General features: G+C 72.6%; 12 protein-coding genes and 1 pseudogene. 7 read left to right on the top strand and 6 right to left on the bottom strand.

Annotation, left to right across the window (positions count from 1 at the left end):
• Positions 1-97: 97 nt before the first annotated feature.
• Entirely contained in the window at positions 98-1,117 is a 1,020-nt protein-coding gene (locus AC6CKD_RS15320; protein ID WP_498327835.1) for an asparaginase, read from the bottom strand.
• A 126-nt stretch (positions 1,118-1,243) separates the two neighbouring features.
• Between AC6CKD_RS15320 and AC6CKD_RS15315 the strand changes: the two genes are divergently transcribed.
• The 5 genes from AC6CKD_RS15315 (at position 1,244) to AC6CKD_RS15295 (ending at position 5,063) form a co-directional block, all read left to right on the top strand.
• Entirely contained in the window at positions 1,244-1,693 is a 450-nt protein-coding gene (locus tag AC6CKD_RS15315; RefSeq protein ID WP_254384480.1) for an Lrp/AsnC family transcriptional regulator, read from the top strand.
• A gap of 147 nt (positions 1,694-1,840) precedes the next feature.
• Positions 1,841-3,427 (top strand): amidohydrolase, encoded by a 1,587-nt coding sequence (locus AC6CKD_RS15310; RefSeq protein ID WP_498327834.1) that lies wholly within the window; start codon positions 1,841-1,843, stop codon positions 3,425-3,427.
• A gap of 32 nt (positions 3,428-3,459) precedes the next feature.
• Positions 3,460-3,690 (top strand): hypothetical protein, encoded by a 231-nt coding sequence (locus AC6CKD_RS15305; RefSeq protein ID WP_498327833.1) that lies wholly within the window; start codon positions 3,460-3,462, stop codon positions 3,688-3,690.
• Positions 3,687-4,394, top strand: a complete 708-nt coding sequence (locus tag AC6CKD_RS15300) for a 4'-phosphopantetheinyl transferase family protein (RefSeq protein WP_498327832.1) — start codon at positions 3,687-3,689, stop codon at positions 4,392-4,394. The genes AC6CKD_RS15305 and AC6CKD_RS15300 overlap by 4 nt, the downstream gene beginning before the upstream one ends.
• A 141-nt stretch (positions 4,395-4,535) precedes the next feature.
• Positions 4,536-5,063 (top strand): GNAT family N-acetyltransferase, encoded by a 528-nt coding sequence (locus AC6CKD_RS15295; RefSeq protein WP_498327830.1) that lies wholly within the window; start codon positions 4,536-4,538, stop codon positions 5,061-5,063.
• Between the two features lie 107 nt (positions 5,064-5,170).
• Here the strand turns inward: AC6CKD_RS15295 and AC6CKD_RS15290 are convergent, their stop codons facing one another.
• Positions 5,171-6,313 carry an acetylornithine transaminase gene (locus AC6CKD_RS15290; protein ID WP_498328125.1) on the bottom strand — a complete coding sequence of 381 codons (1,143 nt, stop codon included), beginning with the start codon at positions 6,311-6,313 and terminating at the stop codon, positions 5,171-5,173.
• Positions 6,314-6,360: 47 nt separating this feature from the next.
• Positions 6,361-7,254: an acetylglutamate kinase gene (gene argB, locus AC6CKD_RS15285; RefSeq protein ID WP_498328124.1), complete on the bottom strand. Its 894-nt coding sequence runs from the start codon at positions 7,252-7,254 to the stop codon at positions 6,361-6,363.
• A gap of 198 nt (positions 7,255-7,452) precedes the next feature.
• On the opposite strand from argB, the pseudogene AC6CKD_RS15280 reads away from it, so the two are divergent.
• Positions 7,453-8,700, top strand: a pseudogene (locus AC6CKD_RS15280) (RNA-guided endonuclease InsQ/TnpB family protein).
• A 12-nt stretch (positions 8,701-8,712) separates the two neighbouring features.
• Here AC6CKD_RS15280 and argC read toward each other — a convergent pair.
• The 3 genes from argC to AC6CKD_RS15265 all read right to left on the bottom strand — a co-directional run bounded on the left by argC (position 8,713) and on the right by AC6CKD_RS15265 (position 11,069).
• Positions 8,713-9,759 (bottom strand): N-acetyl-gamma-glutamyl-phosphate reductase, encoded by a 1,047-nt coding sequence (gene argC / locus AC6CKD_RS15275; RefSeq protein ID WP_498327829.1) that lies wholly within the window; start codon positions 9,757-9,759, stop codon positions 8,713-8,715.
• A 141-nt stretch (positions 9,760-9,900) separates the two neighbouring features.
• A complete protein-coding gene (locus tag AC6CKD_RS15270) occupies positions 9,901-10,569 on the bottom strand; it encodes an isochorismatase family protein (RefSeq protein WP_498327827.1) in 669 nt (222 codons plus the stop codon).
• Between the two features lie 287 nt (positions 10,570-10,856).
• A complete protein-coding gene (locus AC6CKD_RS15265; RefSeq protein WP_498327826.1) occupies positions 10,857-11,069 on the bottom strand; it encodes an MbtH family protein in 213 nt (70 codons plus the stop codon).
• A 188-nt stretch (positions 11,070-11,257) separates the two neighbouring features.
• On the opposite strand from AC6CKD_RS15265, the gene AC6CKD_RS15260 reads away from it, so the two are divergent.
• Positions 11,258-12,373, top strand: a complete 1,116-nt coding sequence (locus AC6CKD_RS15260; protein WP_498327824.1) for an alpha/beta hydrolase-fold protein — start codon at positions 11,258-11,260, stop codon at positions 12,371-12,373.
• Positions 12,374-12,498 lie beyond the last annotated feature (125 nt).

Raw genomic sequence — 12,498 nt, 5'->3', positions numbered from 1 at the left:
GCGCAGCGGCACTCCGACCCCGCCCCGGAATCAGCGCACCGGGCACCAGGCACCCGGAGCCCGACCCCGCCAGGGCCAGGGCCGGCCAGGGCCAAGGTCAGGCGGCAACCAGCACGGGCCCACCAGTGGCCAGCACCCGCCGCAGCACCCGTACCCGCTCCGCCGGATCCCCCGCATCCCCCTCGGAGAGCAACGCCGCGAGCACCGCGACCCGCGCCTGCGGCGCCCGCAACGTCCCCGTAGGCACCGCCCCGGCCGCAACCAGATCGACCGCACCCCCATGGGTGTAGATCTCCGTCACGGGCCCGGCCGCCACCCGCGTGGTCAACGCCACCAGCACGCCGCCCGCGACAGCCGCCTTCACGGCGTCGACGACCTCCGGCGTGGCGTTGCCCGCGCCCGTCCCGACCAGCACGATCCCCCGCGCCCCCGCCGCCACCGCGGCGTTCAGCAGCACCGCGTCACCGCTCACGTGGTGCACCACGACGTCCACCCGCGGCGGCCCTTCCGGAGCCTCCGGCATCGCGGGCAACGGCAACGGCTCCGGCCGCACCGGCGTCCGCAGCACGGTGACCTTCCCGAAACCGACCTTCCCCAACAGCTCCTTCGACGGGTCGGCGAACGCATCGAGCGCCACCGCCTGCGCCTTCACGGTGCCGCGCGCCGCGTGCACCCGCCCCGCGAACGTGATCAGGACGCCGAGCCCGCGCGTCTTCGACGCGGTCAGCAGGGCATCGTAGAGATTGCCGGGGCCGTCCCCGTCCGCCGCCCCCATGGGCCGCTGCGAACCGGTGAAGACAACAGACCGCTCATCGTGATGATGCAGGTCCACCAGGAACGCCGACTCCTCCAGCGTGTCCGTGCCGTGCGTGACCACGATCCCGTCCACATCCGGGTCGGCGAGCACCTCGTGCACGGTCCGCAGCAAGGTCAGCTGGTGTGCGGTGGTCAGCCGAGGGCTGTTGACGCTGAACAGATCAACGACCTCCACGCTCACCCCCTCCGGCAGCGGCGCGGTCGCCATGACCTCGGCACCGTCCGCATCGGCCGCGAAACCGGAACCCTGCCAGCGGCTGGCGATCGTCCCGCCCGTACTGATCACGACGATGCGTCCCATGACCACGACCCTTCCCTCACACAGCCCGCACAGATTTTCTACAAACGGCAATGGTAGGCCGATCTACGCGCAATGCGATTGCCACTTCACCCCAGCCGGCAACAAAACATGCGCGATAATTGCGCCATGGACGCGATCGACAAAGAAATCTTGCGTGAGCTTCAGGCCGACGGCCGGCTCAGCAACCAGGAGCTGGCCCAGCGCGTGGGCCTCACCCCCTCCCCCTGCATGCGCCGGGTCCGCCAGCTGGAAGAGGAAGGGATCATCCAGGGCTACCGCGCGGTGATCTCCCCCGAAGCGGTGGGCCGCGGCTTCGAGGTCCTGGTCTCCGTGGAGGTCCGCCGCGACCGCGAGGCCGTGGAAGCCTTCGAAGCCGCCCTCCAGGACATCCCCGACGTCATCGAGGCCTACCGCCTCTTCGGCAGCCCCGGCTGCCTCCTGCGCATCGCGGTGGCGGACCTCCGCGCGTACGAACGCCTCTGGATCGAAAAACTGACGGCCCTCTCGGGCGTCACGGAGGTCAACTCCCAGATCATCATGAAGCGCATCAAGGAACCGACGGGCCTCCCGGTCTGACCCCGGCCCGGAGGCGATCGGGATCGGTCGCACGTTGACCGGCTGCCGAATGTACAGTTAGGGTCACCTAAGTCGGATGTGGCGGCCCTTGGCCCCCGTCCTGACTCGTGTACATGCGCGTTGCCGCCAGGGGGAGTTGGACCGCCCATGCTGTGTTCGAGGCTGACCAACGCGAACATCATCACCATGGATCCGGATCGTCCCGTCGCCCATACGCTGGGGATCTGGCGGGGCCGGATCGTGGGGCTCGACGGGGATGTCGCCTCGCTGGCGGCCCGGGAGGTCGTCGATCTGCAGGGCGCCACCCTGCTGCCGGGGTTCATCGACAGTCATGTGCACCTCGCCTGGACCGGGCTGAAGCAGAGCACCCCGAGCGTCGCCCCGTGCGAGCGGGTCGGGGACGTGCTGGCCGTGGTGGCGGAGGCGGTCTCCCGCTCCGCGGGCGGGGACGGCGCCTGGGTCGATGTCATGGGTTACGACCAGCGGGCTCTGGGACGGCACCTGACCGCCGCCGAGCTGGATACGGTCAGCCGTGGGCGCAAGGTGTTCCTGATGCACGACTCGGGGCACGGGTGTGTCGTGAACAGCGCGGTACTGGGGCTGCTGCCCGCCGATGTTCCGCACCAGGACGGGTTTCTGGCCGAGGGCGCCATGACCGCCGCGCGGCGGCTCCGGCTGCCGTACGGGCAGGAGGAGATCGCCGACGCCGTCGAGCGCGCGGCCCGGACCTGCCTGGCCGAAGGCGTGACCGCCGTCGCCGAGGCGGGCATCGGGGGCGGGCTGCTCGGCCACAGCCCGGTCGAGCTCGGTGCGTACCAACTGCTGCGGGACCAGGGGAGGCTGCCCCTGCGGGTGCAGCTCATGCCCGCGGGCGATACGTTGCGGCCGCGCGAAGCGCACCGGGAGGACGGGATCCCCCGCGCCCTGGACCTGGGCATGCGCACCGGGTTCGGCGACGACTGGCTGTCCTTGGGGGCGCTCAAGATCTACACCGACGGCGGGATGATGGCGCGCACCGCCGCGCTCACCGCCCCGTACGCGGGCACGGACCACACCGGTCAGCTCCAGGACGACCCCGAACGCCTCACCCGGCTCATCGTGGACGGCCACCTCGCCGGCTGGCAGCTCGCCGTCCACGCCATCGGGGACCGCGCCGCCGACCTCGCGCTCGACGCGCTGGAGCAGGCACAGCGGCTACGGCCCCGCCCGGACGCGCGGCACCGGATCGAGCACGCCGGGCTGATCCGTCCCGACCAGCTCCCGCGCTTCGCGCGCCTGGGCGTCAGCGCGGTCGTCCAGCCGACCTTCCTCTACTCCTTCGGGGACGACTACGCGGCCGCGATGGGAGAGGAGCGGGCGCCCTGGATGTACCGGGGGCGCGGGTTCCTGGACCACGGGGTGACCCTCGTGGGCAGCTCGGACCGTCCCGTCACGGACGGAGCTCCGCTCCGGGCGATCCAGTTCATGGTCGAGCGCGCCTCCGCCTCCGGGCGGCCGGTCGGGCCGGACGAGGCGGTCACCGTCGAGGAGGCGCTGCACGCCTACACGGTCGCCGGCGCGTACGCCTGCCGGTGGGACGACAGCGCCGGCAGCCTCACCCCGGGGAAGCGCGCCGACCTGGTCGTCCTGGGTGACGACCCGCGGTACGTCGATCCCTCCCGGATCGGCGCGATCGAGGTCGTGGAGACCTTTGTCGACGGACAGCAGACGAGGACGGATGCGGGAAAGCTGTGATCGGTGTGAGTGGTGTGAGCGGTGTGACTGGCTTGAGTGGTCGGACGAGTGTGCTGGAACGGTTCTCTCCGCTGTGGGAGTCGCCCGCCGTGCCGCCGCGCTGGGTGATCTGGCACGCGGGCGCGGGTGACTCCTTCGTGTTCGACCGGGAGTTCAACATGCCCGTGGACGTGGACGACGCCCTCCTCGGGGAGGTCATGTGCCGGATGCGCGAGGCCGGGGCCCCCGAAGGCGACGACTACCCCGGCCGCCCGTGCGGATGACGGCCGTACCGGACCTGGCCCCCGGCCCGGACGCCCTCACCTCGCCCGGACCGGGGCTGTGGGCGGTGCGCGTGAGCCTGTACGCGGACCGGGCGCGGGAGTTGGAGCAGGTGCTCGACGGCGACGAGCGGGCCCGGCTCCAGGGCATCAGGCGTGCCTCCGACCGTGACCAGTACCGGGTCGCCCACGTCGTGCTGCGGCAGTTGCTGGGCGACCGGCTCGGCCAGGACCCGGCGCAGGTGCGCTTCTTCCGTGAGCCGTGCCCCGGCTGCGGTGCGCCGCACGGCCGGCCCGCCGTGCCCGGCCTACCGCTGCACTTCTCGCTGTCGCACGCGGGGGACGCCGTACTGGTGGCCTTCGCCGACAGTCCGGTCGGCGTGGACGTGGAGCAGCGGCCGACCCCGGCGCTGGCCGCCCAACTGGTGTCCGAGCTGGCGGGGGTTCTCCATCCGGACGAGCGCGCCGAGCTGTCGGCGCTGCCGGCCGGCGAGCGCCCGGCCGCGGTGGCCCGCTGCTGGTCCCGCAAGGAGGCCTACCTCAAGGGAGTCGGCATCGGCCTCGGCGGGAACCCGGCCCTGACGTACGTGGGCACCGGCGCCGCCCCCTCGGCTCCGCCGGGCTGGGCCGTCGCCGACGTGCCCGCCTTCCCCGGCTACGTGGCGGCCCGCGCCGTCCGTACGGGCCGACTTGGCTCCACCATCTAGGTAAGGCTACCCTTACTTAGAACGTTCCGCCGGGGAGCCTCCGGCACGTCCAGCGCCTTCGAATCCCACTCGGAATCCGCTCTGGAACCCGTCCGGGAGGCTCCCGCCCCCGCACACGGCGGAACCCGAGGAAGGAACACCTTGACCACGGCCACGCTGCCCCCTGCCGCCGCGCACGCCACCCTGTCGCCCCGCATCCCCGCCCCCCGGTGGCACGGGGTCCCCGAGTTCTCGGTGCGCCCGGCGCGCCGGGACGACGGCCCGGCGCTCGCCGCCCTCTCCCGGCCGTTCGTCCACGCGGGGGCGCTCCGCGAACGCCCGCTCTCCCTCTACCTCTCCCGGGCGTCCGACTTCCTCGTCGCGCAAGCACCCGACGGAACCCTCGAGGGCTGCCTCGGCCTGCGCGAGCACCCCGCCGCCGGCGTGCTCTACAACTTCTGCGTCGCGGCCCACCGGCAGGGCTCGGGCATGGGAGCCCGACTCCTGCACGCGGCGGTCGCCAGAGCCCGCAACCGCTCCCTGGCCACGCTGTTCACGGCGACGACCGGCAGCGGCCGCCTCTTCCTCCTCCACGGCTTCGCCCCGGCCCTCCCCAGCCTGGCGCCCGCCGACTGGGCCCAGTCGCTCGACCCCGCCCGGGGCGCACGCGTCCTGTCCCGCGCCCTCTGACCCGCGCGACGGCGAGCCGGCCACCGACCCCGCGAGACGAGAAGAGACGACGAGACGACGAAGGGGCGGGTCCCTGAGGGACCCGCCCCTGTGAGGTGTCCCGCCGATCAGGCCGGGCTCGCGGCGTCGAGGATCGCGGGCAGCGCCGCCACCAGGGCATCGGCCCGCTCCCGCAGCAGCGTCAGGGCGGGAGCCAGCCGTACGACGCCCGCGCCCGCCGCGTTCACGAGGAACCCGGCGTCCTGCGCGGCCCGCTGGACCCGCGCGGCGACCGGCTCGGCCAGGGCGATGCCCAGGAGCAGGCCGGCGCCCCGCACTTCTCGGACCAAGGGGTGTTCCAGTGCCTCGATGCCGAGCCTCAGCCGCTCCCCCACCCGCGCGGCGTGGGCGAGCAGCCCCTCCGTCTCGATGGTCTCCAGGACGGCGAGCCCGGCCGCGCAGGCCACCGGGTTGCCGCCGAAGGTGGAGCCGTGCTGACCGGGGGTCAGCAGCTCGGCGGCGGGGCCGAAGGCGACCGCGGCGCCGATCGGCAGACCGCCGCCCAGCCCCTTGGCCAGGGTGATCACGTCCGGCTCCGCGCCCGGCTCCGCCTGGTGCGCGAACCAGTGGCCGGTACGGCCGATCCCGGTCTGCACCTCGTCCAGTACGAGGAGCGTGCCCGTGGCGCGGGTGATCTCACGGGCCGCGCGCAGGTAGCCCGCGGGCGCCGGGACGACTCCGGCCTCGCCCTGCAGGGGTTCGAGCACGACCGCGGCCGTGTGCTCGGTGACGGCCGCGCGGAGCGCCGCCGCGTCCCCGTAGGGAACGTGCGTGACCTCCCCGGGCAGGGGCAGGAAGGGGGCGCGCTTGGGCGGCTGGCCGGTGAGGGCCAGCGCCCCCATGGTGCGCCCGTGGAACCCGCCCTCCGTCGCGACCAGGTGCGGGCGTCCGGTCCGGCGGGCGATCTTGAAGGCGGCTTCGACCGCTTCCGCGCCCGAGTTGGCGAAGAACACCCGGCCCGGCCTGTCCAGCAGGGCCAGCAGCCGTTCCGCCAGCGCGACGGCCGGCTCCGAGACGAACAGGTTCGACACGTGGCCGAGCCGGGCGACCTGGTCCTGGACGGCCGAGACCAGGGCGGGGTGGGCGTGCCCGAGGGCGTTGACGGCGATCCCGCCGGTGAAGTCCGTGTACGCGCGGCCGTCCTCGTCCCAGACCGTGCTGCCCTCGCCCCTGACCAGGGCCAGCGCGGGCGTGCCGTAGGTGTCCATCATCACCGCGCGCCAGCGGTCGGCGAGCGGTGTCTTCGTGCTGTCGGCGGTCACGCGCCGTCCCCCTCGTCGCCGTCCGGCCCCTGCGGGCCGGTTTCCTCGTCCGGCACCACCGTGGTGCCGGGTCCGTCCTCGGTGAGGACTCCGCGCAGCAGCGCGTGCGGCACCCGGCCGTCGATGACCTGCGCCTTGGCGACGCCCGCCCGTACGGCGCGCAGGCAGCCCTCCATCTTGGGGAGCATGCCGCTCGCGAGCTCCGGCAGCATGGCGTCCAGTTCGCCGGCCGTCAGGCGGTCGATCACCTCGGTGCTGTGCGGCCAGTCCGCGTACAGCCCCTCGACGTCGGTCATCACCACCAGCCGGTCGGCCCCGAGGGCCACGGCCAGGGCCGAGGCCGCGAGGTCGGCGTTGACGTTGTAGACCTGGCCGTCCTCGCCGCGCGCGACGGGCGACACGACGGGGATGCGGCCCTGCTCCAGCAGCCCCTCGATCGTCGCGCCGTCCACGTCCACGATGTCGCCGACCAGGCCGATGTCCACCGGCAGGCCGTCGACCCAGGCCGGGCGCCGTACGGCGGTCATCGTGTGGGCGTCCTCGCCCGACAGGCCCACGGCGAACGGCCCGTGGGCGTTGATCGCCCCGACCAGTTCGCGCTGCACCTTGCCGGTGAGCACCATGCGCACCACGTCCATCGTCTCCGGTGTGGTCACCCGCAGTCCGGCCTCGAAGCGCGTCTCCAGGCCGAGCCGTTCGAGCAGCGCGCTAATCTGGGGACCGCCGCCGTGGACGACGACGGGACGCAGGCCCGCGTGCCAGAGCTCCACCACGTCCTGGGCGAACATCCGGTGCGCGGACGGGTCCACCATGGCGTTGCCGCCGAACTTGACGACGACCGTGCGCCCTTGGAGCTGCTCCAGCCAGGGCAGGTCCCGGGGGGCCGGCATGATGGCCGACGTCTTCGGCTGGGCCTCCATCTGCGTCATCTCCGCCCCGCTCACGTGATCTCTCCCAGAATGCCCCGGGCTTCAGCCCGGGGAGGAACGGGTCCTTGGGGCGGAGCCGCATAGCGGCGGAGTTCGTTGCGCATCTGTTCTGACCTGCACTCTCTTTCGTTGTCAGTGGGGGTGGTTAGGTTGGGAAGCATGGCAGCGACAGCAGCGACGGACGTTGGGGATACCGGGCATGCCCGGTACACCTTCCGGCTTCGCGCGTCGTCTACCGCGCTTGCCCGGCTTGAGGCGGAGTGGGCTCGGTGCCGGTGGGTGTGGAACGAGTGCGTGGCGATGTCCCGCAAGGTCCACGCCCACAACAAGACGGCCGACGAGAAGATGACGTGTGGTCCCTCGTAGCTCGACAAGCTGCTGACCGGGGCCCGACGCTCGATGAAGTGGCTGCTTGAGGGCAGCAGCGTTCCCCAACAACAGATCATCCGCGACTTCGGTAAATCCCGGGCCAAGGCGCTGGGGGACATCAAGACTCGGTTGCCGATGTGGCAGCGCGCCGGGATGCCGAAGTACAAGAAGAAGCACGTGACGGACCCCACGCTCAACTACACGCAGCGTGGCTTCCGGTTGAAGGACGGGCGTCTGCATCTGGCCGGAGGTATCAGCGTGACCGTGGTGTGGTCGCGGGATCTGCCCGAGCCGCCATCGTCGGTGCGCGTGTACCGGGACAGCCTCGGACACTGGTACGCCAGTTTCGTCGTCCCCGCCGAAGTGCAGCCGCTCCCGGAGACGGGTGCGGTGATCGGGATCGACTGGGGAGTGCGGGAGACCGCGACCACCACCAGCGACGCCCACGACCTTCCGCACACCGAGCACGGGCGGAAGGCCGCCGCCGGGCTCGCTCGCTATCAGCGGATGACGGCCCGCCGGAAACCGGCGAAGGGCAAACCCGGATCGAGGGGCTACCGAGCCGCGAAGAAGCTGACGGCGAAGCTCCACAAGAGAGTGGCCCGGCAACGCCAGGACACCGCCCGCAAGTGGGCCAAGGCCGTGGTCCGCGACCACGACGCCCTCGCCGTCGAGGACTTCCGCCCGCGCTTCCTCGCCAAATCCACCATGGCCCGTAAAGCAGCCGACGCCGCGATCGGTGCGACCAAGCGCGAGCTGATCGCCATGGCTCGTAAGCACGGGCGCATCGTGCACCTGGTACACCCCGCGCACACCACCATGGACTGCGCGCAGTGCGGAGCGAGAACCAAGCACGCACTACCTCTCTCAGAACGTACCTACACCTGCACCGCGTGCGGAGCCGTGTCCCCCAGGGACAAGAACTCCACACACGTCATGCTGGTCCGGGCTGGTCTCAACCCGGCTGGTGCCGATCGTGTAAGAGCTGACGGACCGCCGGTCCACAGCCAACGTGAGCCAGGAATCCCCGCCCTTTAGGGCGGGGAGGATTCAAGGAGCCACTCCATTCGTGGGCAGGCCCAGCCGTTCCGGCAGGCCGAGGGCTATGTTCATGCTCTGCACCGCCCCACCGGCGGTGCCCTTCGTCAGGTTGTCGATGGCGCTCACGCAGATCAGCCTGCGGGCGTCCGGGTCCACGGCGAGCTGCACCTGCGCGGTGTTCGAGCCGAGGACCGCGGCGGTGGTGGGCCACTGGCCGGGCGGCAGCAGCCGTACGAACGGCTGGTCGGCGTACGCGGCTTCGAACGCGGCGCGCGCCTCGTCCTCCGAGGGGATCGCCGAGGTCCCCGCGGCCGGGCGCAGCCGGGCCGAGCAGGTGGCGAGGATGCCCCGGGGCATGGGCGCCAGGGTGGGCGTGAAGGAGACCGTCACGGGCTCGCCGGCCGCGCGGGACAGGTTCTGGGCGATCTCCGGGGTGTGCCGGTGGCCGCCGCCGACTCCGTACGGGGTCATGGAGCCCATGACTTCGGTGCCGAGGAGGTGCGTCTTGAGCGCGCGTCCGGCTCCGGAGGTTCCGCTGGCGGCGACGATGACGGCCTCGGGCTCCACCAGCTGCGCCGCGTAGGCGGGGAACAGGGCCAGGGTGACCGCCGTGGGGTAGCAGCCGGGCACGGCGATCCGGGTGGCGCCCTTCAACTCCGCGCGTGCCCCCGGCAGTTCCGGAAGGCCGTAGGGCCAGGTGCCGGCGTGGGCGCTGCCGTAGAAGCGCTCCCAGGCGGCCGCGTCCCGCAGCCGGAAGTCGGCGCCACAGTCCACCACCAGCGTGCCGGGCTCCAACTCCTCTGCCAGGGCCGCTGATTGGCCGTGGGGCAGGGCGAGGAACACCACGTCGTGGCCGCGCAGGGAGGCGGCGGAGGTGTCCAGGAGGATCCGGTCGGCGAAGTCCGGGAGCTGCGGCTGCACGGACCCCAGCGGACGCCCCGCACTGCTGTGCGCGGTCAACGCACCGATCTCCACACCGGGATGCGAGCTCAGCAGGCGGAGGAGCTCCCCGCCCGCGTAGCCGCTGGCACCGGCCACCGCGACCCGTACGGTCATGTTCTTCCGCTCTCTCTCGGTTCGTGTGCGCGCCTCGGGCGCGGGGCGGCGCCGTGGTGCGGGCGTCGGCGGGGTGCGGGCGTGGACGCGCTGCGGGCAGTTGGTGGCGTGCGGGCGTCGATGGGCGCGGACGGGATCGGCTCAGGCGTCCTTGCGCACGCCTCGGGACCCGCCTCCGAGCAGCAGCTCGCGCAGCAGGGTCTCGGTCGTACACACGACCGCGCTGCGGGCAGCCCAGCGCAGGGCCATCGCGTGCTCCTCGGCGGAGAAGTCGGCCACCGCGTCGGCGACCACGAAGGGCTGGATGTCGTTCATGAAGGCGTCCGCGGCCGTCAGCAGGACGCCGAGGTGGGCGTGGACCCCGCAGACGATCAACTGGTCGCGCCCCTCCGAACGCAGCAGCCTCCCCAAGTGGCTGCGGAGGAAGGCGTTGTGGCGCACATTGGCCAGCACGCGCTCGCCCGGCCGCGGGGTGAGCGGCGGGATGATCGCGGCGGCGTCGGTTCCGTCACCGATGCCCGGTCCCCAGATGTCCGCGGCCAGGCCGCGCTGGCCGGGCGGCTGGGCGGCCGGCTCGGCCGTGAAGACGACCGGTATGCCGAGTGCCGTGGCGAGGGCGCGAAGGGCCGCGATGTTCTCCACGAGTTCCACGACCGGGGAACGGTCCGTGGGGAGTTCCCCCACGAAGTGGTTCTGCATGTCGTGCACCAGCAGTGCGGCGCGGCCCGGGTCAATGGCCCAGGACGCGCAGGAGCGGGGCAGGGCTGCGCGATCGGGCATGGGGTAGGAGCCGATGGCCGGCAGGCCCATGACGATCCCCTCCCCCGCTGATGCCGTGCGTGCGATCCACGCAGGATCCCTACGCAGTTAGCTTAGCCTAACCTAATTTACCTCGACCTCGCTCGCGCGGTCCGCCGACAACCGGCCGTGCTCGACGGCCCCTTGCGTCCGGAAAGCGCCGGACGCACTCCCGCCCGGCACGGGCGAGCCCCGGATCCTCCGCGAGCGCGGCGGGTCCGGGGCCGACGGCGAACCCCGGCCGGCGGGCTCACCCCACCGGTCCCCGGCGGGGCGTTCACCCGTCCGGGCGGTCCCGGTCAGGCCTCGACGGCCGCCGCGAGGGACCGGGGACGCAGGTCGGTCCAGCTCGACTCGATGAACTCCAGGCACGCGTCGCGAGTGGTCTCGCCGAGGGCGACCGTCCACCCGCCGGGGGCGTCGGCGAAGGAAGGCCAGAGGGAGTGCTGACCCTCGTCGTTCACCAGGACCAGGAAACGGCCGTCGGCATCGTCGAACGGGTTGGTGCTCATACTGGGGTTCCTCCAGGAGCCCGATGGGACCGGCGAGTGGCGTCGGCGTGCGGCGTGCGCGCCGTCCGACAGCGGGTGCCGTGCCCGTAGGGAAGGTCGATCGAGAATGAAGAGAGCCACACACTTAGGTTAGGCTCGCCTAATTATAAAGCTTAACGTTTCCCCTTCCCCCTCACAAGGAGGCACCGATGCGTGCACTCGAACGGATCCTGGCCGAGGACGGCTCGGAGAGCCCCTTCGCCGCGTTCGACCTGCCCGGCACGCCCGGCACCGACGAGTTCTGGGCGGCCGCGACGCCCGCGTCCGCGCCTTCCGGCGACGGCGGTTGGGTCACCCTGTTCCTCTGGCGCGGCACCCCGACGGTCATCGACTTCGAGAGCTGGTCGGATCCGGTACCGCTGCTCCGGTGGCGCGACACGGACTGCTGGTACGTCGAGGTGCTCATGCCCGCCCGGCTCCGAGTGACCTACCGGTTCCTCGCGGATGACGGATCGTCGTACCCCGACCCGCTCAACCCGGTCCGGGCGGGCGGCGACCGGTCCATCGTCGCCACCCCGGACCTCCCGCCCCAGCCGTACTGGCCGGCCGTGGGCGCCGACGACGTACTGCCGCTGCCGCGCACCCGCATCCGCTGGGCCAGTGAACGGCTCGGCGGGAAGCGCACCGTACGGGTCCACCCGGTGGGCGGCGGCGGACCGGTGGTCCTGCTGCTCGACGGGGACGACTGGCTGTACCTGCACCCGGCCATGACCGCCTTCGACGCGGCCTTCGAGGCCGGCGACATGCCCCCGGCCACACTGGTGTTCCTGCCCACCAAGGACCGGCAGGCGGAGTTCGGCTGCCGGCCCGAGCTGTGGGAGGCCGTACGGGACGAACTGCTGCCCCTGGTCGCGGACAGCGGGGTGCCCGCGGACCTCGACCGGCTCGTGGTCGCCGGGCAGAGCCTCGCGGGTCTGAGCGCGATGTACGCGGCACTGGAGTTCCCGGAACTGGTGTCCCGGGTCGCCTGCCAGTCGGGGTCGTTCTGGTGGACGCCGGAGGCCGCGGACCTGCCGGACCCCCTGGGCGGTCCGCGCGGCGGCGCCATCGCCGCGCGTCTGCGCGAGCGCCCCGCCCCGTCCGGGCTGCGGATCGCGTTCGACCTGGGCGAGCACGAGACGCGCATGCGCCCCCACTGCGAGCTGATCGAGGCCCTGACGGAGCAGGCCGGTGCGACCGTACGGGTCTCCAGGTCGGCATCGGGCCACGACCGGGCGGGCTGGCGGCAGGCCCTGCTCAGGGATGTCGCCTGGGCGCTGGCCTGACGGCCTGACAGGCTGACGGGCTGACGGGCTGACTGCGTGACGGCCTGACGACAAGGGGGCCCGGGTGTCCGGCGATTCGCCGGCACCCGGGCCCCCTTGTGCTCACCGGCTCAGAAGAGCCGTCA

The sequence above is a fragment of the Streptomyces sp. GQ60 genome, assembly GCF_059758875.1.
The sequence above is the reverse complement of the archived record's forward strand: the minus strand, read 5'-3'. Positions and strand labels throughout refer to the sequence as shown.

Coding starts and splice junctions, on each gene's coding strand:
- AC6CKD_RS15320 (WP_498327835.1), bottom strand. CDS start 1,117: ATGGGACGCATCGTCGTGATCAGTACGGGCGGGACGATCGCCAGCCGC.
- AC6CKD_RS15315 (WP_254384480.1), top strand. CDS start 1,244: ATGGACGCGATCGACAAAGAAATCTTGCGTGAGCTTCAGGCCGACGGC.
- AC6CKD_RS15310 (WP_498327834.1), top strand. CDS start 1,841: ATGCTGTGTTCGAGGCTGACCAACGCGAACATCATCACCATGGATCCG.
- AC6CKD_RS15300 (WP_498327832.1), top strand. CDS start 3,687: ATGACGGCCGTACCGGACCTGGCCCCCGGCCCGGACGCCCTCACCTCG.
- AC6CKD_RS15290 (WP_498328125.1), bottom strand. CDS start 6,313: ATGATGGACACCTACGGCACGCCCGCGCTGGCCCTGGTCAGGGGCGAG.
- argB (WP_498328124.1), bottom strand. CDS start 7,254: ATGCCGGCCCCCCGGGACCTGCCCTGGCTGGAGCAGCTCCAAGGGCGC.
- argC (WP_498327829.1), bottom strand. CDS start 9,759: ATGACCGTACGGGTCGCGGTGGCCGGTGCCAGCGGCTACGCGGGCGGG.
- AC6CKD_RS15270 (WP_498327827.1), bottom strand. CDS start 10,569: ATGGGCCTGCCGGCCATCGGCTCCTACCCCATGCCCGATCGCGCAGCC.
- AC6CKD_RS15265 (WP_498327826.1), bottom strand. CDS start 11,069: ATGAGCACCAACCCGTTCGACGATGCCGACGGCCGTTTCCTGGTCCTG.
- AC6CKD_RS15260 (WP_498327824.1), top strand. CDS start 11,258: ATGCGTGCACTCGAACGGATCCTGGCCGAGGACGGCTCGGAGAGCCCC.